This is a genomic window from Rhizobium alarense, assembly GCF_021555155.1.
In the GTDB taxonomy this organism is placed as follows: Bacteria; Pseudomonadota; Alphaproteobacteria; order Rhizobiales; family Rhizobiaceae; genus Rhizobium_D; species Rhizobium_D alarense.
This window is the reverse complement of sequence record NZ_JAKGBU010000097.1, coordinates 1-18,840: the sequence shown is the minus strand read 5'-3', so window position 1 is coordinate 18,840 and position 18,840 is coordinate 1. Positions and strand designations below refer to the sequence as shown.

General features: G+C 64.8%; 19 protein-coding genes and 1 pseudogene. 14 read left to right on the top strand and 6 right to left on the bottom strand.

Annotated elements, in window-relative coordinates; all coding sequences use genetic code 11:
* From LXM94_RS22375 to LXM94_RS22350, 6 genes are all read left to right on the top strand, one after another.
* Nucleotides 1–715: Gfo/Idh/MocA family protein (locus LXM94_RS22375; RefSeq protein ID WP_235773689.1), on the top strand; the 715-nt coding region annotated here is incomplete at its 5' end.
* A gap of 8 nt (nucleotides 716–723) precedes the next feature.
* Nucleotides 724–1,626 carry a sugar phosphate isomerase/epimerase family protein gene (locus LXM94_RS22370; protein WP_235773688.1) on the top strand — a complete coding sequence of 301 codons (903 nt, stop codon included), beginning with the start codon at nucleotides 724–726 and terminating at the stop codon, nucleotides 1,624–1,626.
* Between the two features lie 62 nt (nucleotides 1,627–1,688).
* Nucleotides 1,689–2,921 (top strand): ABC transporter substrate-binding protein, encoded by a 1,233-nt coding sequence (locus LXM94_RS22365; protein WP_235773687.1) that lies wholly within the window; start codon nucleotides 1,689–1,691, stop codon nucleotides 2,919–2,921.
* A 334-nt stretch (nucleotides 2,922–3,255) separates the two neighbouring features.
* Nucleotides 3,256–4,158 carry a carbohydrate ABC transporter permease gene (locus tag LXM94_RS22360; RefSeq protein ID WP_235773686.1) on the top strand — a complete coding sequence of 301 codons (903 nt, stop codon included), beginning with the start codon at nucleotides 3,256–3,258 and terminating at the stop codon, nucleotides 4,156–4,158.
* On the top strand, nucleotides 4,155–4,982 hold the full coding sequence (locus LXM94_RS22355) for a carbohydrate ABC transporter permease (protein WP_235773685.1): 828 nt from the start codon (nucleotides 4,155–4,157) through the stop codon (nucleotides 4,980–4,982). Before LXM94_RS22360 ends, LXM94_RS22355 begins: the two co-directional genes overlap by 4 nt.
* Nucleotides 4,979–6,043, top strand: coding sequence for an ABC transporter ATP-binding protein (locus LXM94_RS22350; RefSeq protein WP_235773684.1), 1,065 nt, complete (start codon nucleotides 4,979–4,981; stop codon nucleotides 6,041–6,043). The genes LXM94_RS22355 and LXM94_RS22350 overlap by 4 nt, the downstream gene beginning before the upstream one ends.
* A gap of 151 nt (nucleotides 6,044–6,194) precedes the next feature.
* On the opposite strand, the gene LXM94_RS22345 is transcribed toward LXM94_RS22350, so the two are convergent.
* A complete protein-coding gene (locus tag LXM94_RS22345) occupies nucleotides 6,195–7,223 on the bottom strand; it encodes a hypothetical protein (RefSeq protein ID WP_235773683.1) in 1,029 nt (342 codons plus the stop codon).
* 197 nt (nucleotides 7,224–7,420) lie between these two features.
* On the opposite strand from LXM94_RS22345, the gene LXM94_RS22340 reads away from it, so the two are divergent.
* The 4 genes from LXM94_RS22340 (at nucleotide 7,421) to LXM94_RS22325 (ending at nucleotide 10,375) form a co-directional block, all read left to right on the top strand.
* Nucleotides 7,421–7,981, top strand: a complete 561-nt coding sequence (locus LXM94_RS22340; protein ID WP_235773682.1) for a TetR/AcrR family transcriptional regulator — start codon at nucleotides 7,421–7,423, stop codon at nucleotides 7,979–7,981.
* A gap of 36 nt (nucleotides 7,982–8,017) precedes the next feature.
* Nucleotides 8,018–8,359: a DMT family transporter gene (locus tag LXM94_RS22335; protein WP_235773681.1), complete on the top strand. Its 342-nt coding sequence runs from the start codon at nucleotides 8,018–8,020 to the stop codon at nucleotides 8,357–8,359.
* Nucleotides 8,360–8,486: 127 nt separating this feature from the next.
* Complete coding sequence (locus LXM94_RS22330) at nucleotides 8,487–9,272, top strand: ThuA domain-containing protein (RefSeq protein WP_235773680.1); 786 nt, start codon at nucleotides 8,487–8,489, stop codon at nucleotides 9,270–9,272.
* An 8-nt stretch (nucleotides 9,273–9,280) separates the two neighbouring features.
* A complete protein-coding gene (locus tag LXM94_RS22325) occupies nucleotides 9,281–10,375 on the top strand; it encodes a Gfo/Idh/MocA family protein (RefSeq protein ID WP_408015683.1) in 1,095 nt (364 codons plus the stop codon).
* On the opposite strand, the gene LXM94_RS22320 is transcribed toward LXM94_RS22325, so the two are convergent.
* The 4 genes from LXM94_RS22320 to LXM94_RS22305 form a co-directional block, all read right to left on the bottom strand.
* Nucleotides 10,341–11,357 carry a LacI family DNA-binding transcriptional regulator gene (locus LXM94_RS22320; protein ID WP_235773678.1) on the bottom strand — a complete coding sequence of 339 codons (1,017 nt, stop codon included), beginning with the start codon at nucleotides 11,355–11,357 and terminating at the stop codon, nucleotides 10,341–10,343. The genes LXM94_RS22325 and LXM94_RS22320 overlap by 35 nt on opposite strands.
* Before the next feature lie 89 nt (nucleotides 11,358–11,446).
* Nucleotides 11,447–13,264, bottom strand: coding sequence for a serine aminopeptidase domain-containing protein (locus LXM94_RS22315; RefSeq protein ID WP_235773677.1), 1,818 nt, complete (start codon nucleotides 13,262–13,264; stop codon nucleotides 11,447–11,449).
* A 99-nt stretch (nucleotides 13,265–13,363) separates the two neighbouring features.
* A complete protein-coding gene (locus LXM94_RS22310) occupies nucleotides 13,364–14,044 on the bottom strand; it encodes a GNAT family N-acetyltransferase (protein WP_235773676.1) in 681 nt (226 codons plus the stop codon).
* A complete protein-coding gene (locus LXM94_RS22305; RefSeq protein ID WP_235773675.1) occupies nucleotides 14,041–14,532 on the bottom strand; it encodes a MarR family winged helix-turn-helix transcriptional regulator in 492 nt (163 codons plus the stop codon). Before LXM94_RS22305 ends, LXM94_RS22310 begins: the two co-directional genes overlap by 4 nt.
* Nucleotides 14,533–14,696: 164 nt before the next feature.
* Here LXM94_RS22305 and LXM94_RS22300 point away from each other — a divergent pair, with 164 nt between their 5' ends.
* On the top strand, nucleotides 14,697–15,074 hold the full coding sequence (locus LXM94_RS22300; RefSeq protein ID WP_235773674.1) for a hypothetical protein: 378 nt from the start codon (nucleotides 14,697–14,699) through the stop codon (nucleotides 15,072–15,074).
* Between the two features lie 10 nt (nucleotides 15,075–15,084).
* Here LXM94_RS22300 and LXM94_RS22295 read toward each other — a convergent pair.
* A pseudogene (locus LXM94_RS22295) lies at nucleotides 15,085–15,827 on the bottom strand (SDR family oxidoreductase).
* A gap of 97 nt (nucleotides 15,828–15,924) precedes the next feature.
* Between LXM94_RS22295 and LXM94_RS22290 the strand changes: the two are divergent.
* From LXM94_RS22290 to LXM94_RS22280, 3 genes are all read left to right on the top strand, one after another.
* Nucleotides 15,925–16,851, top strand: a complete 927-nt coding sequence (locus tag LXM94_RS22290) for an AraC family transcriptional regulator (RefSeq protein ID WP_235773673.1) — start codon at nucleotides 15,925–15,927, stop codon at nucleotides 16,849–16,851.
* 208 nt (nucleotides 16,852–17,059) lie between these two features.
* Complete coding sequence (locus LXM94_RS22285) at nucleotides 17,060–18,184, top strand: acyltransferase family protein (protein ID WP_235773672.1); 1,125 nt, start codon at nucleotides 17,060–17,062, stop codon at nucleotides 18,182–18,184.
* 204 nt (nucleotides 18,185–18,388) lie between these two features.
* Nucleotides 18,389–18,781, top strand: a complete 393-nt coding sequence (locus tag LXM94_RS22280) for a GFA family protein (RefSeq protein ID WP_235773671.1) — start codon at nucleotides 18,389–18,391, stop codon at nucleotides 18,779–18,781.
* The last annotated feature ends 59 nt before the right edge of the window (nucleotides 18,782–18,840 follow it).

Below are 18,840 nucleotides of genomic sequence, written 5' to 3'. Positions count from 1 at the left end.
CGACGAGGCGCGCGAGTTGCGCTGCCTTGCCGACCGGGCCGGCCGGTTGCATGCCGTCGTCCAGAACCGCCGCTACATCGCCGGCGTGCGCCGCATCCGCCGGATGATCGAGGAGGGCGCGCTCGGTCGTTTGACCGGCCTGCACTGCGATTTCTTCCTCGGTCCGCATTTCGGCGGCTTCCGCGAGAAGATGGACAACGTCCTGCTGCTCGACATGGCGATCCACACCTTCGACGCCGCGCGCTTCATCTCCGGCAAGGACCCGCTCGCCGTCTATTGCCACGAGAGCAACCCGCCCGGTTCCTGGTATCGCCACGGCGCCGCCGCCAACGCCATCTTCGAGTTTTCCGACGAGGTGGTCTTCACCTATCGCGGCTCGTGGTGCGCCGAGGGCGGGCCGACGAGCTGGGAGAGCGCCTGGCGCATCACCGGCACGAAGGGCACGCTTCTCTGGGACGGCGCCGAGCACTTCGAGGCGAGTGTCGTTGCCGGCAGCGAGGGCTTCTTCCGCCCGACCGAGCCGGTTGCAGTACCGGAGCCGGAACACGCGGCCGACACGCACGGCCACGCCAGTGTCATCGAGAGCTTCGTCGCCGCCATCAGGGCCGGCACGCGGCCGGAGACGGATGGCAGCGACAACATCAAGAGCCTTGCCATGGTCTTCGGCGCGATCGACAGCGCCCGCGACCGCAGGCGCGTCACCATAGCAGCATGAGGAAGACGATGACGAACCCGGCCAAATCCATCCGCATCGGCACCATGGTCAGCGGCAACAAGGGCGACGCGGCCATGCGTATCGGCCAGATCGCCGACCTGGGCTTCGAGAGCTTCGAGCCCTTCTTCTGGCAGACGACGAACGGGCAGGATCTCGCCGACCTCGGCAAGCGCTGCGTCGAGGCGATCGGCGACCGCGACATCACCATCTCGACGCTCGGCATGTTCGGCAATCCGCTCGAGGAGACCGACATCGACCTTCAGACGCTTGAGGGCTGGAAGGACTGCATCGACAACGCCCACCATTTCGGCGCGACCTGCGTCGCCGGCTTCACCGGCCGCCTGCGCGGCCGGCCGCTCACCGAAAGCCTGCCGCGCTACCGCGAAATCTGGAGCGAACTGGCGAAGCGCGCCGCCGACAAGGGCGTGAGGATCGCCTTCGAGAACTGCGCCATGGACGGCAACTGGCAGACCGGCGACTGGAACATCGCGCACAATCCGGATGCCTGGGAGATGATCTTCAACGAGACGCCGGACGACAATATCGGCCTCGAATGGGAGCCCTGCCACCAGATGGTCTATCTGATCGACCCCCTGCCGCAGATCCGCAAATGGGCCCCGAAAATCTTCCACGTGCACGGCAAGGACGCGACGATCCGCTGGGACGTCATCCGCGAGCACGGCATCTTCGGCAAGGAGACGTTCGTCTTCATGCGCACGCCGGGCTTCGGCGACACCAACTGGACGGACGTGATTTCCGAACTCCGGCTCGCCGGCTGGTCCGGCTCGATCGACATCGAGGGCTGGCACGATCCGGTCTATCGCGACGCGCTGGAGATGACCGGCCAGGTCCACGGGCTGAATTACCTGAAGCAATGCCGGGGCGGAGATTTCGTCACCGATCCGGTCTGAGTGAGGCATGCGGGCCGCATGGAGGTGCGGGGCCGAAACGGGATAACCAACAGGAGGAGACTATGGGTATCCGAAAGACTGCAATGCTCGGCGCTCTCGCGCTTGCCACCGTCTCGATCTTCGGCCTTTCGGCCAAGGCGGAAGACGTCACCATCAGCGTCTGGGCGCTCGACCGCGACATCCAGCCGGTGCCGAACCTCGTCAAGGATTTCAACGCGCTGAACACCGGCATCAAGGTCGAGTTCCGCCAGATCCAGTTCGACGACGTGGTCAGCGAGGCGATGCGTGCCTATTCGACCGGCCAGGCGCCCGACATCATCGCCGTCGACAATCCGGAACACGCGCTCTTCGCCTCGCGCGGCGCCTTCCTCGACCTGACCGACATGATCGCGAAATCCGAGGTGGTGAAGACGGAGAACTACTTCCCCGGTCCGCTCGCCTCGACCATGTGGGACGGCAAGAACTTCGGCATTCCGAAGGCGACGAACACGATCGCGCTTTATTACAACAAGGACATGTTCAAGGCGAAGGGCCTCGATCCCGACAAGCCGCCGCAGACCTGGGCGGAACTCGTCGAGACGGCGCGCAAGCTGACCGACCCGTCGGCCAACGTCTATGGCCTCACCTTCTCGGCCAAGGCCAACGAGGAGGGCACGTTCCAGTTCCTGCCCTGGGCGCAGATGGCAGGCGCCAGCTACGAGACCATCAACACGGAGGGTGCCGTGAAGGCGCTCGACACCTGGAAGACGATCATCGACGAGAAGCTCGCCTCGCCGGATACGCTGACGCGCAGCCAGTGGGATTCGACCGGCACCTTCAACTCCGGCAATGCCGCGATGGCGATCTCCGGACCGTGGGAACTCGACCGCATGGTGGAAGAGGCGAAATTCGACTGGGGCGTGGCGCTGCTTCCGGTGCCGGAAGAGGGCGCCGAGCGCTCGTCGGCCATGGGCGATTTCAACTGGGCGATCTTCGCCAATAGCGAACATCCGGAAGAGGCCTTCAAGGTGCTCGAATATTTCGTCTCGCAGGACAACCGCATGTTCAAGGATTTCGGCCAGCTTCCGGCGCGCTCCGACATCGCGATCCCGGAAACCGGCGTGGCGCTCAAGGATGCCGGCCTCAAGGTCTTCGTCGAGCAGCTGAAATATGCCAAGCCACGCGGCCCGCATCCCGAATGGCCGAAGATCTCCAAGGCGATCCAGGATGCCATCCAGGCGGCGCTGACCGGCCAGATGTCCTCCAGGGAGGCGCTCGACCAGGCGGCCGAGAAGATCAAGGCCGTGCTCGGCTGATCGCTGATCGCCGATCGGATGCCAGACTGTCCGCCAGCCTGCCTGTGCTGAGGACGGACTGATCTGCTGCCCCGCCAGTCCAGCTCCTGCATAGGGCAGGCCGGCGCGGCGGGCGCCCAACCCTCCTTCTTGTGGGGAGGGTCGAAGCGAAGCGGAGGGGAGGGGTCTTTCCGGCTCGCTGAAGGGATAGAGACTTCCCCTCCCCAACCCCTCCCCACAAGGGGGAGGGGTCCGGTGCCTCGCACATGCGTCGGCGGACACTGCAACACTTTCCTCCCGGCGGGGTCGTCTTCGCGCCAATGCGGAGCGGCCCCGAACGGAGGCGGAGGAGCCCATGAAGCGACTTTTCTCCAGCCTGATCGACGGACGCGGCTTCGATATCGCGCTGGTCGCGCTGCCGCTCGCCTTCCTGCTGATGCTGTCCGGCCTGCCGCTGCTCTACAATGTGCTGATGAGCTTCCAGGAGGTCGACATGTTCAGCCTCGGAACCGTCTGGCGGCCCTTCGTCGGCTTCAGGAACTATACCGACCTCTTCGCCCAGCCGGAGACCTGGCCGATCCTCGCCAATACGGGCATCTTCGTCGTCGCCTCGATCGCCGGCCAGTTCCTGATCGGCTTCGGGCTGGCGCTGTTCTTCTGGACGAATTTTCCCGGCGCCTCGTGGCTGCGCGGCCTCTTCCTCGTCTCCTGGGTGATGCCAGGCCTCGTCGTCGGCGCGATCTGGAACTGGATCCTCTCCGGCGACTTCGGCGTGCTCAACTTCATCCTGCGCGAAACGGGGCTGATCTCGGGCAATATCTTCTGGCGCTCGGACCCAGCCTATTCGCTCTCGGCCGTCATCCTCGCCAATATCTGGCTCGGCACGTCCTTCAACATGATCCTGCTGTCGGTCGGCCTGTCGTCGATCCCCGGCGATCTCTATGAGGCGGCGGAACTGGACGGGGCCAATGCCTGGCAGCGCTTCTGGACGATCACGCTGCCGATGATGCGCTCCTCGATCGGCGCGATCATCTCGCTCGGGCTCATCTTCACGCTGCAGCAGTTCGACCTCTTCGCGGCGATCACTTCCGGCGGGCCGAACAATTCGTCCAACGTCACGCAATACTGGGCCTGGGACATGTCGTTCCGCCAATACGATTTCGCCAAGGGCGCGACCATTTCCGTCATCATGATCGTCTTCGTCATGGTCGCATCGATCGTCTATGTCCGGTCCACACGTCACGAGGTGAGGGGATGAGCGATACCGTCCGCGAAAGGCTCATGCTCGGCGTCGCCATCGTGCTCGCCGCCATCTACCTGTTCCCGCTCTATTGGATGTACATCACGGCGCTGAAATCGGGCTCGGCGATGTTCGCGACCCCGCCGGACTTCTGGCCCAGGGACCCGCAATGGCAGATCTACGGCCAGGTCTGGGAAAGCCGCAACATGGGCCGCTACATCTGGAATTCGCTTGTCATCGCGTTCGGTTCCGTCGCCGTCATCGCCGTGCTCGGCACCGGCTGCGCCTATGTGCTGGCGCGCTACCGCAACGGCTGGGTGGATATTGGCCTCTTCCTCATCCTCATGCTGCAGGTCCTGCCGGCCTCGCTGATGATCACGCCGATCTTCGTCGGCTTCTCGCAGGTGGGCCTGCTCGACACGCCGCGGCTTGCGGTCATCCTGGCGATCGCCGCGAAAAGCATGCCCTTCTTCGTCGTGCTGGTGCGCGCCACCTTCATGAGCGTGCCGCAGGAGCTGGAGGAGGCCGCACTGGTGGACGGCAATTCCCGCGTCGGCGCCTTCTTCCATATCGTGCTGCCGCTCGCCAGGAACGGCATCCTCGTCAGCGCCATCCTCATCTTCATGCAGGCCTTCGGCGAGTTCGTCTATTCCAAGTCGATGATCCAAGCGGTGGAACTCCAGCCCGCCAGCGTCGGCCTCAATTCCTTCATGGGGCCGAACACCAACGAGTGGAACAACATCATGGCCTACGCGACCCTGTATGTGACGCCGATCCTCGCCGTCTTCGTCCTGCTTCAGCGCCGCATCGTCTCCGGCCTTACCTCGGGAGCCCTGAAATGACCGCCCAGATCGAACTCACCGGCGTCAACAAGCACTATGGCGCCTATCACGCGCTGAAGAATGTCGAGCTTTCCATCCGAAAGGGCAGCTTCACGGCGCTGGTCGGCCCCTCCGGCTGCGGCAAGTCCACGCTGCTGCGCTCGCTCGCCGGGCTCGAGAAGATTTCGACGGGCACGCTGAAGATCGCCGGCGAGGTGATGAACGACGTGCCGCCGAGGAAGCGCGACGTCGCGATGGTCTTCCAGTCCTACGCGCTCTATCCGCACATGACGGTCGAGGAAAACCTCACCTACAGCCTGCGCATCCGCGGCACGCCGAAGGCCGAGGCGAAGAAGGCGGCCGAAGAGGTCGCGGCGACGACAGGCCTCTCGCACCTGCTCGGCCGCTACCCGCGGGAACTCTCGGGCGGCCAGCGCCAGCGCGTCGCGATGAGCCGCGCCATCATCCGCCACCCGAAGGCCTTCCTCTTCGACGAGCCGCTGTCGAACCTCGACGCGGCGCTGCGCGTGCATATGCGCAAGGAAATCCGCGCCCTGCACGACCGGCTGGGCGCAACGTCGGTCTATGTCACGCATGACCAGATCGAGGCGATGACCATGGCCGACCATGTCGTCGTCATGCGCGCGGGCGTCATCGAGCAGCAGGGCCGCCCGCTCGACCTCTACGACAGCCCGGTCAACAAATTCGTCGCCGGCTTTATCGGTTCGCCCGCCATGAACTTCATCCCCGCCACCGGCGGCGAGGACGGCCGCTCCGTCGTTCTCGACCTCGGCGACCGGCAAAGCATCCCCGTCGCCACCGCCGTCACCCCCGGCCGCAAGCTCATCGCCGGCATCCGGCCCGAGCACATGACGATTTCAGCCGAAGGCGGAAGGCTCCGCGTCCCCGTCGCTGTGGTCGAATCGACGGGGTCGGCGAGCTACATCACGACGGCGACGGAGCCGGAGCTCTCGGTGGTCAAAAGCGGCCGCAGCGGGGTTGTGGCGGGGGAGACGATCGGGTTGGATTTTGCGCCGGAGGCGGTGCATATGTTTGATGCGGAGACGGAGCGGCGGTTGTAGGGGGGGCGTGGTATTATCTTCGATAAAATATTCAGTGCGGTGAGACAATCTTGTTTGCGCCATCCCATTGCCCCACCAGCGTCCACCATAAGTCTTAAACCGGTCCTTACGACTGTTGGTGATCCATCTTGCCACCGCCTGCTTGTCACCCTCAGTCAAAAATCAAACCGCGCTTGTCTTCAGCGCGAACCGCGATGTCGCTGACGACGTCGATAACATCCAGAAGGCGGACATAGACATATTCCAACAGCAGCCTCATTTCGGTGAATTCAAGATTTTTGGAATTGGTATAAAAGCTTGTTGGGGTCGCGTGAAGCAGGCGCGATGTGTAACGATATATATATTGATATTCCGGCTCCATGCCCACCGCTCGCGCGGAATCGAACCAATTCCACTTACTCACGCCGCCAGCCTCGTCTATGAGTGACTGACCAAAGCGACTAACAAACTCCAGGCGTATCTTTTGTTTTATTCTGAGATCAGCCTCGGCTTCTGGAAGCGCTTTCTTCCTAATTAGATAAGCTTGGAAGCTATAGCCGTTGAACTTGGCGTCTGCCGCATAGGCGACAAAATGGCGTCGAGCTTCAAGATCTATTGCTTCCATCCGTGCTTTATTGAAGTCAGCAACGAGCTCGGCCGTCAGGTTTTCCCCGTGCTCTTCCAGAAGCGCTGTCATTCCAGGCACAATATCGTCTCGCTCTGCGATCTCATCAAGGAATTGCGCTTCGGCGTTCAAGTGGGCGATATGCTCCGAGGTGTGATCCTCTCCGTCCTTAAGCGACAGCATAATGAAACGAAGAGATTTTAATGGAACTTGATGAATCGTTCTGAGCCACACAAGCAACTCAAATATGTATCGGGTCAGAGCAATAACGCCGAGGGTTTCCAAGACCACAACGTTGTTAGCTACCAAAATTTGACAGCGACTAACGGCTTCCGCTGCGATTTCGCAAGGTAGTAGCGTCTGCGCTCGTTCCCGTCCTTCTAATGCTGCTATCTGTGGGGCGGCTATAATCGCTCTGACACGTTTTTCCAGTTCCGCGATGGGGGAGCCAAGTCTCTCTATCTCAGCAGCAACTTCTGCCACCCTGATTTTGGCGCTTTCCATCATCTCTCCAAATCGGCTTACGCCGCACAAATCATTCTGATGCAATTTCGCAGCCTTGTAGGAAATGTCCATCCTGTTGCTCTGCACAGTGACTGCAATGACGCATTCATCGCTCAAACCGGTAGGTCGATTTTGTTGCTCAGAAAAGAATGTCTTGCTATGGAACCGAAGTCCGACCTTCGTTCCCTATCCACCGCACTTCGTCGGCCCGTTCCCGACAGCAGAAGAATCGGCTTGACAAAAAACCGTCCAGATGGTATGTTTCTCCCATGTCCAAAGCCCACCAGCGTCGCAAGCAGCCGGAAGCCGTTCGCCAGCAGGTGCTGGAGGTGGCGGCGCGGTTGTCGTTGCGGGAGGGGCCGGCGCGGGTGACGCTGGAGGCGGTGTCGCAGGCGGCCGGTGTCAGCAAGGGCGGGTTGTTGCATCATTTTCCGAGCAAGCAGGCACTGCTCGACGGCATGTTCGACGATCTCGTCGGCAAGTTCGGGCAAGCGATCGACGAGGAAATGGCGCGCCATCCGGCGGAGGCGGGGCGGTTCACCCGCGCTTACCTTGCCGTCTGCTTCTCGCCGGAGCATTCCGGCGAAAGCGACGGCTGGAAGACGCTGGTGACGGAGCTTCTCGCCGAGCCGCATCTTCGCGCGCGCTGGCGGCTGTGGAGCGAACGGCAGGCGGAGCGCCATGCCGCGACGGACGGTTCGGTGGATGCCGAACTCGTGCGCTTTGCCGTCGACGGGCTCTGGCTGTCGCAACTGCTCGACGCCCCGGGTCCCGGGCCGGAACGACAACGGGCGCTGATGGATCGCCTGATCGCGCTCTCCCGTCTCTGATGTTCCCCGTTTGGCGCTTGCGCCGGAGCCAGTCCCATGAACCTGACCGTCGTCTATTCCGTCCTCGTCCTTGCCATCCTCTTCGAGGTGCTGGGCACCTCCGCCATGCAGGCCGCGCAGCATTTCTCCCGGCTGGCGCCGACGGTGCTGATGGTCGTCTGCTATGGCGTCGCCTTCTATTTCCTCTCCTGGAGCCTGCGCTACGTGCCGGTCGGCATCGCCTATGCGATCTGGAGCGGCCTCGGCATCGTGCTGATTTCCGCCGTCGGCTATTTCGGCTTCGGCCAGAAGCTCGATCTTGCCGCCGTGCTCGGACTTGGCCTGATCGTCGCCGGCGTCGCCGTCCTCAACGTGTTTTCCAAGTCCACGTTCCATTGAACGGCCAGTTTTGCCGGCTTGCAAAACGGCCGCCCGCGGTCTAGAACGTCCGATGTATTGAAAGCGTTTTCAAATTTTGGAGGCGCTGGGCGGCAAGTCCGGACGATGCGGCAGGAAGGACCGAAACATGGCGATACGCACCATCGTGTGGGGCGAGAACATCCACGAGCAGACCAACGCGATCGTTCGCGGCATCTACCCGAACGGCATGCACCGGACGATCGCCGAGGCGCTGAACGCGGATCCCGCGATCAGCGCCTCGACCGCCACGCTGCAGGAGCCGGAGCACGGTCTGCCCGAGGCACGGCTTGCCGAGACGGACGTGCTTGTCTGGTGGGGGCACAAGGACCACGGCGCCGTCTCCGACGAGATCGTCGAACGTGTCGCGCGGCGCGTCTGGGAAGGCATGGGCCTCATCGTGCTGCATTCCGGGCACTTTTCCAAGGTGTTCAAGCGTTTGATGGGAACGCCCTGCGCATTGAAGTGGCGCGAGGCGGGTGAGCGGGAGCGGCTGTGGGTCATCAGTCCGCGCCACCCGATCGCCGATGGCATCGGCGAGAATTTCGTGCTCGAGAACGAGGAAATGTATGGCGAGCCGTTCTCCGTTCCCGAACCGTTGGAAACCGTCTTCATCTCCTGGTTCGCCGGCGGCGAGGTGTTCCGCTCGGGGCTGACCTGGCGGCGCGGCGCCGGCAACATCTTCTATTTCCGCCCCGGCCACGAGACCTATCCGACCTATCACGACGCGACGGTGCAGAAGGTGCTGCGGAACGGCGTCAGGTGGGCCTACAATCCGCAGGGGACTTACCACGCGATCCATGACGCCCCGAACGTGCCGGTCGAAAGCGCTTTGGAGCCAATCGTCGAGCGCGGCCCGAAGCTGCACCAGGCCGGTGAGGCAGGTTACCGATGAAACCCGCAATCCGTCTGCTCGTTCTCGGCACCGGCGGCATGGCCAATACGCATGCCGAACATTTCCTGGCGATCGACGGTGTCCGGCTCGTCGCCGCCGTCGACGTCGACCCGGCGCGGGTGTCGGATTTCGCCAGGCGTCATGCCATTCCGAAGGTCTTCTCCTCGCTCGACGCGGCGATCGCCTGGGGTGAATTCGACGCCGTCACCAACGTCACGCCGGACAGCATCCACCATCGCACGACGCTGGCGCTGATCGCCGCCGGCAAGCATGTGCTCTGCGAGAAGCCGCTTGCCGAGAACTATCTGAAGGCCGACGAGATGGCGCGGGCGGCCGAGGCCAATCCGTCGCTCGTCACCATGGTGAACCTCACCTATCGCAACGTCGCGCCGCTGCAGAAGGCGCGCGCGATGGTGGCGTCCGGCGCGATCGGCAGGATCCGCCACGTCGAGGCGTCCTATCTCCAGAGCTGGCTCGTCTCCAAGGCCTGGGGCGACTGGTCGACGGAGAGCCAGTGGCTGTGGCGGCTGTCGAAGAAACACGGCTCGAACGGCGTGTTGGGCGATGTCGGCATCCATATCCTCGATTTCGCGAGCTATGCGACGGGCAGCGACGTCGAGCATGTCTTCGCCCGCCTGAAGGCCTTCGACAAGGCACCCGGCAACCGGATCGGTGACTACGACCTCGATGCCAACGACAGTTTCACGATGACCGTGGATTTTTCCAACGGCGCGCTCGGCGTCATCCATGCGAGCCGCTGGGCGACCGGGCATCTCAACGAACTGCGCCTGCGCATGCATGGCGACAGGGGCGGCCTGGAGGTGATCCATTCGCTGGAAGGCTCGAGCCTGAGGGGTTGTCTCGGCGAGGACGTGGAGCTTGCGGTCTGGCGCGAGATCGAGGCGGGCGCGGTGCCGACGAACTATCAGCGTTTCGTCGACGCGATCAGGAGCAGGAGCCCGGTGGAGCCCGGCTTCCGGCATGCCGCCGAGCTGCAGAAGGTGCTCGATCTTGCGATCTCCACCGAGGTGGAGCGCAAGGAAATGGCGGTCGATGCGCCGGCCGACGTCATTCCGGCGCCCGTTCCGTCGACCGGCGGATGACGAGCTCCACCGGCCAGACCTCCTGGAGCGCTTCCGGCGGCGTGCCCTGCAGCAGCTTCAGCACCATGTCCGCCATGCGCTCGCCCGCCGCGCGCATCGGCGAACGGGTGGTCGAGACGGTGGGCACCAGGTTGTCGGGACTGAGATAGGGAAAGACGTCGTCATGGGCGACGAGCGAGATGTCGCGCCCGACCGAAAGCCCGGCGATCCTGACCGCCCGCATCGCACCGAGCGCCGACATCATGGAGCCCGCGATGACCGCCGTCGGCGGCTCCGGCAGCGCGAGAAAGCGCTGCATCGTGCGGAAGCCCGCCTCGTCGGTGAAGGCGCCATACGCCAGCAGGGTCGGCGGCGGGCGGATGCCGGCCCCTTCGAGCGCATCGCGGAAGCCCTGTTCGCGGTCGCGCGCGTAGGTGTTCTCGACATAGCCGTTGATGAGGGCGATGCGCCGGTGGCCGAGGTCGAGCAGATGGCGCGCCGCGGCGGCGATGGCGCCGTAATTGTCGATGTCGAGATAGGCGAAGGGACGGGCGGCCGCGCTGCGGCCATGCACGACGAAGGGCAGGTCCAGCTCCTGCAGCAGCGCGATGCGCCGGTCGCGGAGCGTCGGCGTGTGCACGATGACCGCATCCACCCGCCGGCTCGCCGCGAAGCGTCGGTAGGCGGCAAGCTCGGCCTCCTGCGTCTCGACGGTCGCGACGAGAATGTCCATGCCGTCCGTCTGCAGGCGCCCGGAAAGCCCGCCGAGGAATTCGCTGGCATGCGGACCGAAGCGTCCGTCGCCCTGGAAGACGAGGCCGATCGCACCGGCGCGGCCGGTCGCCAGCCGCTGGGCGCTGATGTTCGGCTGGTAGCCGAACTCGGCCGCGGCCTTCAGCACGCGCTCGCGGGTCGCGGGCCTGACCTCCGGATAGCCGCCGAGCGCCCGGCTGACCGTGGTTTGCGACAGGCCGATATGCGCGGCGAATTCCTTGAGGTTCATGCTTCCCGTTCCGATGCCGGCCGCGATCCTAGCGCATATGCCGGGGGCCGGAAATGGCGGAAGGGAAGATTGCGCATCCGATCAAGGCGTTACACGTCCTTTGCGCCGCTTCCGCAGCTCGTCGGTTGCAGTTCCAGCGCGAAGCGCTCGACAATTGTGTGCAGTACCTTCCGGCTCGCGCTCGGCGTCATATTGTGGTCCGCGTCCGCAACGACATGCATCTCGACATGGGGAGAGCCGGCAAGCCTCTCGCCGTTTGCCCCGAATTGCTGGCGGAAGGTCTCCAGCCCCTCGTCGCCGTCGCTGTAGACGAGGCAGAGGCGGGCGCCCCGCGCGTCGAGCTGGCGGACATCCGCCCGCACGAGGCGGCTCCAGCGTTCCGACGGCAGCAGCGGTCCGAGCAGCGGAGCGAGCCTGCCGGCAAGGCGCTGGCCGGCACGCAGGACGACGTTTCGCATGGCGTTGCGCAGGTCGATCTCGCCGGCGAGCAGGCGCTGAAACGTCTCCGCCTTGAATGCCTTTTCGGAATAGTGCCGGAAGGAGCGCGGAACGCGCAGGATCGTTTCCTCGCTCGGCGGTTCGCGGAAGCGCAGCGTATAGGGGTTGACCGCCACGACGCCGGCCCAGCGCGGGTCGGCAAGCGCCGTGCGGAAGGCGAGATAAGCGCCGCTGCAGCGGCCGAAGAGCACCGCCGGCCCGGTCCGTCCCAGCCGGTCGAGCAGCGCGCCGGCGGCGGCGACATCCGCCTGCTGGCTGTCGTGATAGAGGATCTGCCGGGGCCGGTCCGGCAGCGGCGGGCTGTCGCCGACGCCGGCACCGTCGAAGCGCAGCGAGGTGACGCCGCTTCGCGCAAGCCGCCGCGCAAGCTCGACCGAGCCCCGCGCCCAGCCGGCCTGGTGGTCATAGCCCGTCGACAGGATCACCACCGTCACCGCGTTGCTCTTGTCGGTCGGTTCGCAGAGCGTGCCGGCGAGCGCGTCCGCCGGTCCGAAGCGCATTGGCGTTTCCCGGAAGCCGGCCGCGGCAAGCGGCCGCGTGTCGAGTGGCGAAGAAGGGGCAGGTGCCGGGGGGCGCGCAGCACCCGGCAACGGCGCCAGCCAGTCGGTCAATGCGTCCCCCACGGCCATCGGCAGCCTCTGGCCCAGGGGATTGAGGACGTATTCGTCATAGCCGTCGAACGGCAGAACATGCAGGTCGGCTGTTCGGCCGCGCAGGTGTCCGGCGAAGTCGAGCTCGGCCTGGCCGGCCGGACGGTGGACGAGCAGGATCGGAACGGCGGGTACCGGCGCCTGCGTCAGGTCGAGCCGTTTCAGGTCCGCTGCGACGCCCTCCGGCATGGAAAGGCCGGCGATCGCCCCCGGGCGCGTGTCGCGCAGCGCGTCCTCAAGGCCGAGGCCCTCGTCGATGACCCTGGACCACAGCGAGAGTTCGCGCAGATGGGCGCGCCCTTTCAGCACCGGCGCGAGCAGGCCGATGCCGGCGACCCCGTCGATCGACGACAGTGCGGAGAGCACCAGTGCGCCGCCGATGCCCTGCCCGACGAGCACGACATCACGGACGCCCGAGAGATGTCGAAGCACCGCCGTGGCCTCCACGACGGCGGCAGTCCAGCTTGCCAGCGTGATGGGGTCATCGGACGCGTCAACTGCGTTTCCGGTTCCGGGAAGGTCGAAGCGGAGGCTGGCGAAGCCGGCGGCCGCGAGACGTTCCGCGAGGTGCCGGAAGAAGCGGCGGCTGCACATTTCCTCCATGCCGAAAGGAGGTACCAGCAGCACGGCGAGATCGCGCGCATCCGGTCCGGCCGGTTGGAAGAAGCCCGGAAGGCCGGTAAAGGTGACGGGCCGGGCGACTGCCCGCACGTCGCGCCGTGCTGCCTGCGGCGCGATCGCGTCCTCTGCTACCCTCATGATGTGTCCCCCGAGCCGGGCACCCGCATGCCGACCCTTCTCCCAGCCTTTTTGCGCCGGCGAGTTTAATTTCGCGTATATGCGCCGGCCGGCGCCGGTTCATCCAGCCTTGGCAAGAACCGCAACGTGCATGTCGCAGCGATGCGCGAAGCCGAGCGACCGGTAGAGCGCGATCGCGGTCTCGTTCGTCGCATAGGCGTGCAGGAACGGAGTTTCGTGGCGCGCGACGGCCTGATGGGCGGCATGGAGGAAAAGCTGCCGGCCGAAGCCGCGGCCGCGCCAATCCGGATGGGTGCAGAGGCCGCTGACCTCGCTGAAACCGGCCGGCATCAGGCGTTCGCCGGCCATGGCGACGAGCCGTCCTTCGCGCCGCACGCCCCAGAACCGGCCGAGCGCCTGTGCCCGGAGCGTGAAGGGGCCGGGCTTCGTCAGCTCCGCGAGCGCCAGCATCTCGGCCGCGTCCGCGTCGCAGAGCGGTTCGAGGTCGCCTTCAGGCACGGCGGGCAGTGCGCCTGCCGCCACCATCTGCACGCCGGCGGCGCGTGCGACGACCGTGAGGCTTGCCGGCAGGCGCGCGTCGCGCCGCTGCAGGAAGATCACCGTTTCGCCGGGGCGAACAAGCGCCTCGAGCGCGGCAAGGCTTTCCTCTTCGTCGTCGATCGTGGCGGCAAAGGGGACGATGGAGCCCGGATAGCGCCGCGCCCGCGCGCCGCCTTGCGAAAGATGCGCATGGGTGCTGCCGAGCGCCGTCCAGATCGGGTTGTCGAGCGGATGGCTCATGGCGTGTCGGCCTTGCGCGCCGGCGCCCGCCGGTCGAGCGGCTCGCCGTCCAGTCGCTCCTCGATCGCGGCGAGTTGCTGCAGGAGCGGGCCGCGGAGATCGTCGCAGGCCGCCGACACCGCCTGTTCGATGCGCAGCCAGACGCCGCGCTTCGCCTCGGCGACGAGCCGCGCGCCGGCAGCCGTCAGCCCGACGATCCGTTGCCGTTGGTCGCCGTCTGCCGTCCTGATCTCGACGAAGCCTGCCTCGGCCAGTCTCGACACGGTGCGCGTGACGCCCGGCTGCGACAGGCCGAGGGCAAGCGACAGGTCGCCGACGGTCATCGGATCGAGCCTGTCGAGCGCTGCAAGATAGGGATGCTGCCCGGCCTGGACCGAGGCGTCGAGCGTGTCGAGGATCCGCTGCGTGTCGGTCTGCAGCCGTTCCCCCAGCCGCTTCATCCGGCTGCCGAGGCAGAGATAGCCCAGGGTTCGCATGACGTCTTCCATCGCATCCTCCTCATTCTATAACGTATTATATAACATGTTATGCAAAGTGCAACGGCGAGTCGCGCCGTCTTCCCGCCCTGCCTGCCCGGCGCAAGGCGGAGATTGACGGCGGGGGCTTAAATGCCTAGTCCGGCTGGGAGGACGAGAGGAACGGGGGCCGACGCATGACCGCAGAGCGACCGACGATGGAGGACGCGCCCGGCGCCGCGGCGCTGCATCATCTCGAACAGATCACCCAGAGGGATCTGGTGATCGCGGAACGGACGCGGGCTGTCCACGATCTCACGCGACAGGCGGACCACCTCCAGGCGGAGCTCGCGCGCTGCGAACGCGAACTCGTCATCCTCACCCGCATGCTGGAGGAGCGCGACACGGCGGCCATCGAGCTCCAGGCGAAAAACCGTGCCCTTGCCGCCGCAGCGGCCGACGCACGGGCGAAGGCCGACAGGATGGCAAAAAGCCTCTCCTGGCGGCTCACCGCGCCGCTGCGCCATCTGGCCTGGCTCACCCGGCGCCGCAGCGGCAGCGGCCCCGGTGCGTAGGGGTTGCACGCTAGCCCGCGCGGGCGAGCGCCAGCGCATCGGCACCGGCGGGAAACCGGAGCCGGCCGGTGACATCGTTCGCCGCCTGCCAGACGGCTTCCGCCACGTCGGACTCCCGCGTCACCAGGGCCGGCGTCGCGAAGCCGGCGAAGATGGGTCGTGCATATGCGACATAGGCCTCGGGAATGAGGTCCTCGATACGCACGCCCGTATTGTCCGCGAAGCGCGTCGTTGGCGCATAGCCCGGCTCCACCAGCTTGGCGCCGATGCCGAAGTGCCGCAGCTCGTGCGCCAGCGATCCGGTAAAACCTTCGATCGCCTGCTTGCTGGCGGTATAGGCGGCGGCCAGCGGCATTGACGCAAGTGTCACGCTCGACGTCACGTTGACGATCGCACCGGCCCGCCGTGCACGCAACTGCGGGATCACCGCCTGGGTCATGGCCATGACGCCGAAGGTGTTGGTCTCGAACACCTTGCGCACATGCGCCATCGGGGTCGCCTCGAAGGCGCCGACCACGCCGATGCCGGCATTGTTGACGAGCACGTCGATCGGCCCGGCAGCCGCAACGCCGCGGCGATGCTCCCGGTGCTGGTGACGTCGAGCGGCAGGATGCGCAGGCGCTCCGAACGGTCGAGAATCCCGTCGCGTGGCGTGCGCATCGTGGCGATCACGCTCCAGCCTTGGGCATGGAAATGGCGGGCGGTCTCGAGGCCGTAGCCGGACGAGCAGCCGGTGATGAGAACGGTTTTCATGGGTGATCTCCCTGTTGGCATGTCGAGCCCACTTTAGAGCGACCTTGCAGGACGATCTGCAATTGATAGTCCATTTTTTGTTTGTTATCGTCCGGAAATGGCCGATCCCCTTTCCGAGGTCATCACCCTTTTGCGGCCGCGCGCCGTGTTCACGAAAGGCATCAGCGGCGCCGGGCGCTGGGCTGTGCGCTATGGCGAATTCGGCCATCCGAGCTTCTGCGCGGTGACGGAGGGCGCCTGCCGTCTCGCCGTCGACGGACAGGAGATCCTCACGCTCGAAAAGGGGGACTTCGTTCTCCTCCCGACGACGCCGGGCTTCACACTGTCCGGTTTTGAACCGGCCACACCGCAATTCATCGATCCGAATCTTTCACCCGTGCCGGACGGGGAGATGCGCCATGGAACGCCGGATGTCGCTCCGAGCGTGCGCCTGCTCGGCGGCTATTTCATCTTCGACGGCGACGATCCGGGCCTGCTGGTGTCGCTGCTGCCGTCGCAGGTGCATGTCCGGGGCGTCGAACGCCTGTCGGTGCTGACGCGGCTTCTCACGGAGGAGGCCGGTGCGAGCCTTGCCGGGCGGGACCTGGTGCTTGCCCGCCTCATCGAGGTGATGCTCGTCGAGGCGCTGCGGCTGACACAGATGCCGGGCGCGTCGCCGGGCCTGCTGCGCGGGCTCGGCGACGCGCGGCTGGCGGAGGCGATCCGCCAGATGCATGCCGCTCCGGCGCATCCCTGGACGATGGCCGCGCTGGCGCGGCAGGCTGCGCTTTCCCGGTCGGCGTTCTTCGACCGGTTCGTTCGCCATGTCGGCCTGCCGCCGATGGAATACCTGCTGGCCTGGCGCATGGCGATTGCAAGGGACCTGCTCCGCCGCCGTGCCCTCGGCATTGCCGAGGTGGCCGAGCGCGTCGGCTACGGGTCGGCAAGCACCTTCAGCACCGCCTTCAGCCGCCACACCGGCCAGCCGCCCGGCCGTTATGCGCGCAACGCCGTGGAGCGGGAACCGGTGCGGGCGGGAAGGTGACCGATCCGCCGGTGGATGGCTGGGCGGTTGCCGGGCCCTGATACTGTCGGGCTGCGGCGTGCCGACCCCGTGGTCGCCGAAAGCGGAAATCGCCGCGCGCCACATGCCACGTCAGGACTTCGCACCGTCGCTGCGCGGACTGGTTGAAGCACTCCGTTAATGCCTGTGGTTTAAACCACAACGGAGAGTTGCGAGGGCTGTCGGAGAAATGCCGGATCAAAGGCGCGTCGATTTAGATTTTGTTCGGGTGATCGCCTTTGGCGTTCTGGTCCTCTACCACGTAAGCATGATCTATAGCACACACCATTTCGTTTTTAAGGCCAGGCTGCAGGTTCCGGGGCTGGACGTCTTCGCCCTGTTCACGCATCCATGGAGGATGTCCCTTATATTCTTCATTTCCGGCGTGGCGACGGCCTTCATATCGAAGAAAGTGTCACCAGGCGCTTTGATGCGGAGGCGATCACGGCAGCTTTCTGTCCCGCTTTTCCTGGGCCTGGTGTTTCTGGTTCCCCCGCAATTGTACGTCCAGTTCGTCGGCAATGAGGGCATGCGGATGACCTTCGGCGACGTTGTTCGAAATTATTTTACACTTGGAGAATTGGCGCATCCGACGGGAAATATTTTTCATATATATATGTACCATGTCTGGTATTTGGCATATTTATTGATCTATACTTTGATTCTCGCCTCGGTCTTGTCTGTTTTGCCCGCGGTAACCGGAAAATTATCTTTGGCGGCCGGTGCCATCATGCGCGGCCCAAACCTGGTTCTGTTGCCGGTGTACTATTTGTTTGTCGTCAGGATGATTCTCGAGCCGATTTTTGGCGAGAGTTTGGTTCTGGTGAACGATTGGTACGCGCATGCCGTGTACATGCCAATGTTTTTATTCGGTTTTTTTCTGACGGGTTCCGAGGATTTCTGGAACGGCGTCTCCCGGTATCGACGGATCGCCCTGACAATGGCCGTGATAGGTGCGGCCGTGTTGCTCACGGATCACTACGCCCCGGGCGGTCTTCGGTACCAGGGATTGAAGATAGCCGCATATGCCGTCGTCCAGTGGAGCGCAGTGGTCGCGGTGCTCGGTTTTGCGCGAACGCACGTGGTGCGGCGAAGCCCGACAATCGACTACCTGAATCGCGGTATTTTGACATATTACCTGCTGCATCAGCCGGTGATGCTTTTGTTTGCCCATTGGCTGCAGGCGAATGGGCTGGAGAACGGCTCGTCCGCCCTCGTCGTTACACTTTATACCGGCTTGTTTTGCGTTATCGCATTCGAGCTGGTGAGGGCTCTGCGGGGCGCTGTGGTGCAGACCGTCGCGACAGATCGCTGAATCGGAAAAATCGGACGGAAGTGGCAAAGGGCGGGACGATTCCACATGGTTTCGAAAATCTGGCACGGCACTTCGAGCAAGGCGGCGACGAGCGCTGTCCCCCACCCTCAGAAGCGGCCTCATCCCTGCCCGTTGCGGGCAGTCGCAGGAACAGTGCTGCGCGTTGTTGCCATTCAGGCCGCTTGATTTTGGAGGAGATGCAGTATGGAGCGATTCACCGGCGGCTGCCTGTGCGGCGATGTCCGGTTCGTGGCGTCCGGACGCCCGTACCGGGTCGGCCTCTGCCACTGCCTCGACTGCCGAAAGCACCACGGCGCGCTTTTCCACGCCTCCGCGATCTTCCCGGAAGATGCGGTGACGATCGACGGCGAAACCCGCGATTATGCGGGACGGCATTTCTGCTCCCGCTGCGGCTCATCGGTTTTCGCACGCACCGCGGACGAAATCGAAGTGAACCTGGGGTCCCTGGACGCCCCGGACCAGCTGACGCCGACCTACGAACTCTGGACCATCCGTCGCGAGTCCTGGCTGCCGCCCTTTCCGCTCACGAAACGATACGACCGCGATCGGGACGCCACGGGTCGTTCCGAGGATTAGGCAGCTCGGAACGGTGCAGGGGCGCCGCCGGGAGACGGCGGGGTTTCATGCCTTGATCA

Excerpts from the sequence above, each read along its gene's own strand:
- LXM94_RS22280 (WP_235773671.1), top strand. The coding sequence starts at position 18,389 with ATGGAGCGATTCACCGGCGGCTGCCTGTGCGGCGATGTCCGGTTCGTG.
- LXM94_RS22365 (WP_235773687.1), top strand. The coding sequence starts at position 1,689 with ATGGGTATCCGAAAGACTGCAATGCTCGGCGCTCTCGCGCTTGCCACC.
- LXM94_RS22320 (WP_235773678.1), bottom strand. The coding sequence starts at position 11,357 with ATGAACCTCAAGGAATTCGCCGCGCATATCGGCCTGTCGCAAACCACG.
- LXM94_RS22355 (WP_235773685.1), top strand. The coding sequence starts at position 4,155 with ATGAGCGATACCGTCCGCGAAAGGCTCATGCTCGGCGTCGCCATCGTG.
- LXM94_RS22370 (WP_235773688.1), top strand. The coding sequence starts at position 724 with ATGACGAACCCGGCCAAATCCATCCGCATCGGCACCATGGTCAGCGGC.
- LXM94_RS22350 (WP_235773684.1), top strand. The coding sequence starts at position 4,979 with ATGACCGCCCAGATCGAACTCACCGGCGTCAACAAGCACTATGGCGCC.
- LXM94_RS22360 (WP_235773686.1), top strand. The coding sequence starts at position 3,256 with ATGAAGCGACTTTTCTCCAGCCTGATCGACGGACGCGGCTTCGATATC.
- LXM94_RS22305 (WP_235773675.1), bottom strand. The coding sequence starts at position 14,532 with ATGGAAGACGTCATGCGAACCCTGGGCTATCTCTGCCTCGGCAGCCGG.
- LXM94_RS22330 (WP_235773680.1), top strand. The coding sequence starts at position 8,487 with ATGGCGATACGCACCATCGTGTGGGGCGAGAACATCCACGAGCAGACC.
- LXM94_RS22315 (WP_235773677.1), bottom strand. The coding sequence starts at position 13,264 with ATGAGGGTAGCAGAGGACGCGATCGCGCCGCAGGCAGCACGGCGCGAC.
- LXM94_RS22290 (WP_235773673.1), top strand. The coding sequence starts at position 15,925 with ATGGCCGATCCCCTTTCCGAGGTCATCACCCTTTTGCGGCCGCGCGCC.
- LXM94_RS22310 (WP_235773676.1), bottom strand. The coding sequence starts at position 14,044 with ATGAGCCATCCGCTCGACAACCCGATCTGGACGGCGCTCGGCAGCACC.
- LXM94_RS22335 (WP_235773681.1), top strand. The coding sequence starts at position 8,018 with ATGAACCTGACCGTCGTCTATTCCGTCCTCGTCCTTGCCATCCTCTTC.
- LXM94_RS22300 (WP_235773674.1), top strand. The coding sequence starts at position 14,697 with ATGACCGCAGAGCGACCGACGATGGAGGACGCGCCCGGCGCCGCGGCG.
- LXM94_RS22285 (WP_235773672.1), top strand. The coding sequence starts at position 17,060 with ATGCCGGATCAAAGGCGCGTCGATTTAGATTTTGTTCGGGTGATCGCC.
- LXM94_RS22340 (WP_235773682.1), top strand. The coding sequence starts at position 7,421 with ATGTCCAAAGCCCACCAGCGTCGCAAGCAGCCGGAAGCCGTTCGCCAG.
- LXM94_RS22345 (WP_235773683.1), bottom strand. The coding sequence starts at position 7,223 with ATGGACATTTCCTACAAGGCTGCGAAATTGCATCAGAATGATTTGTGC.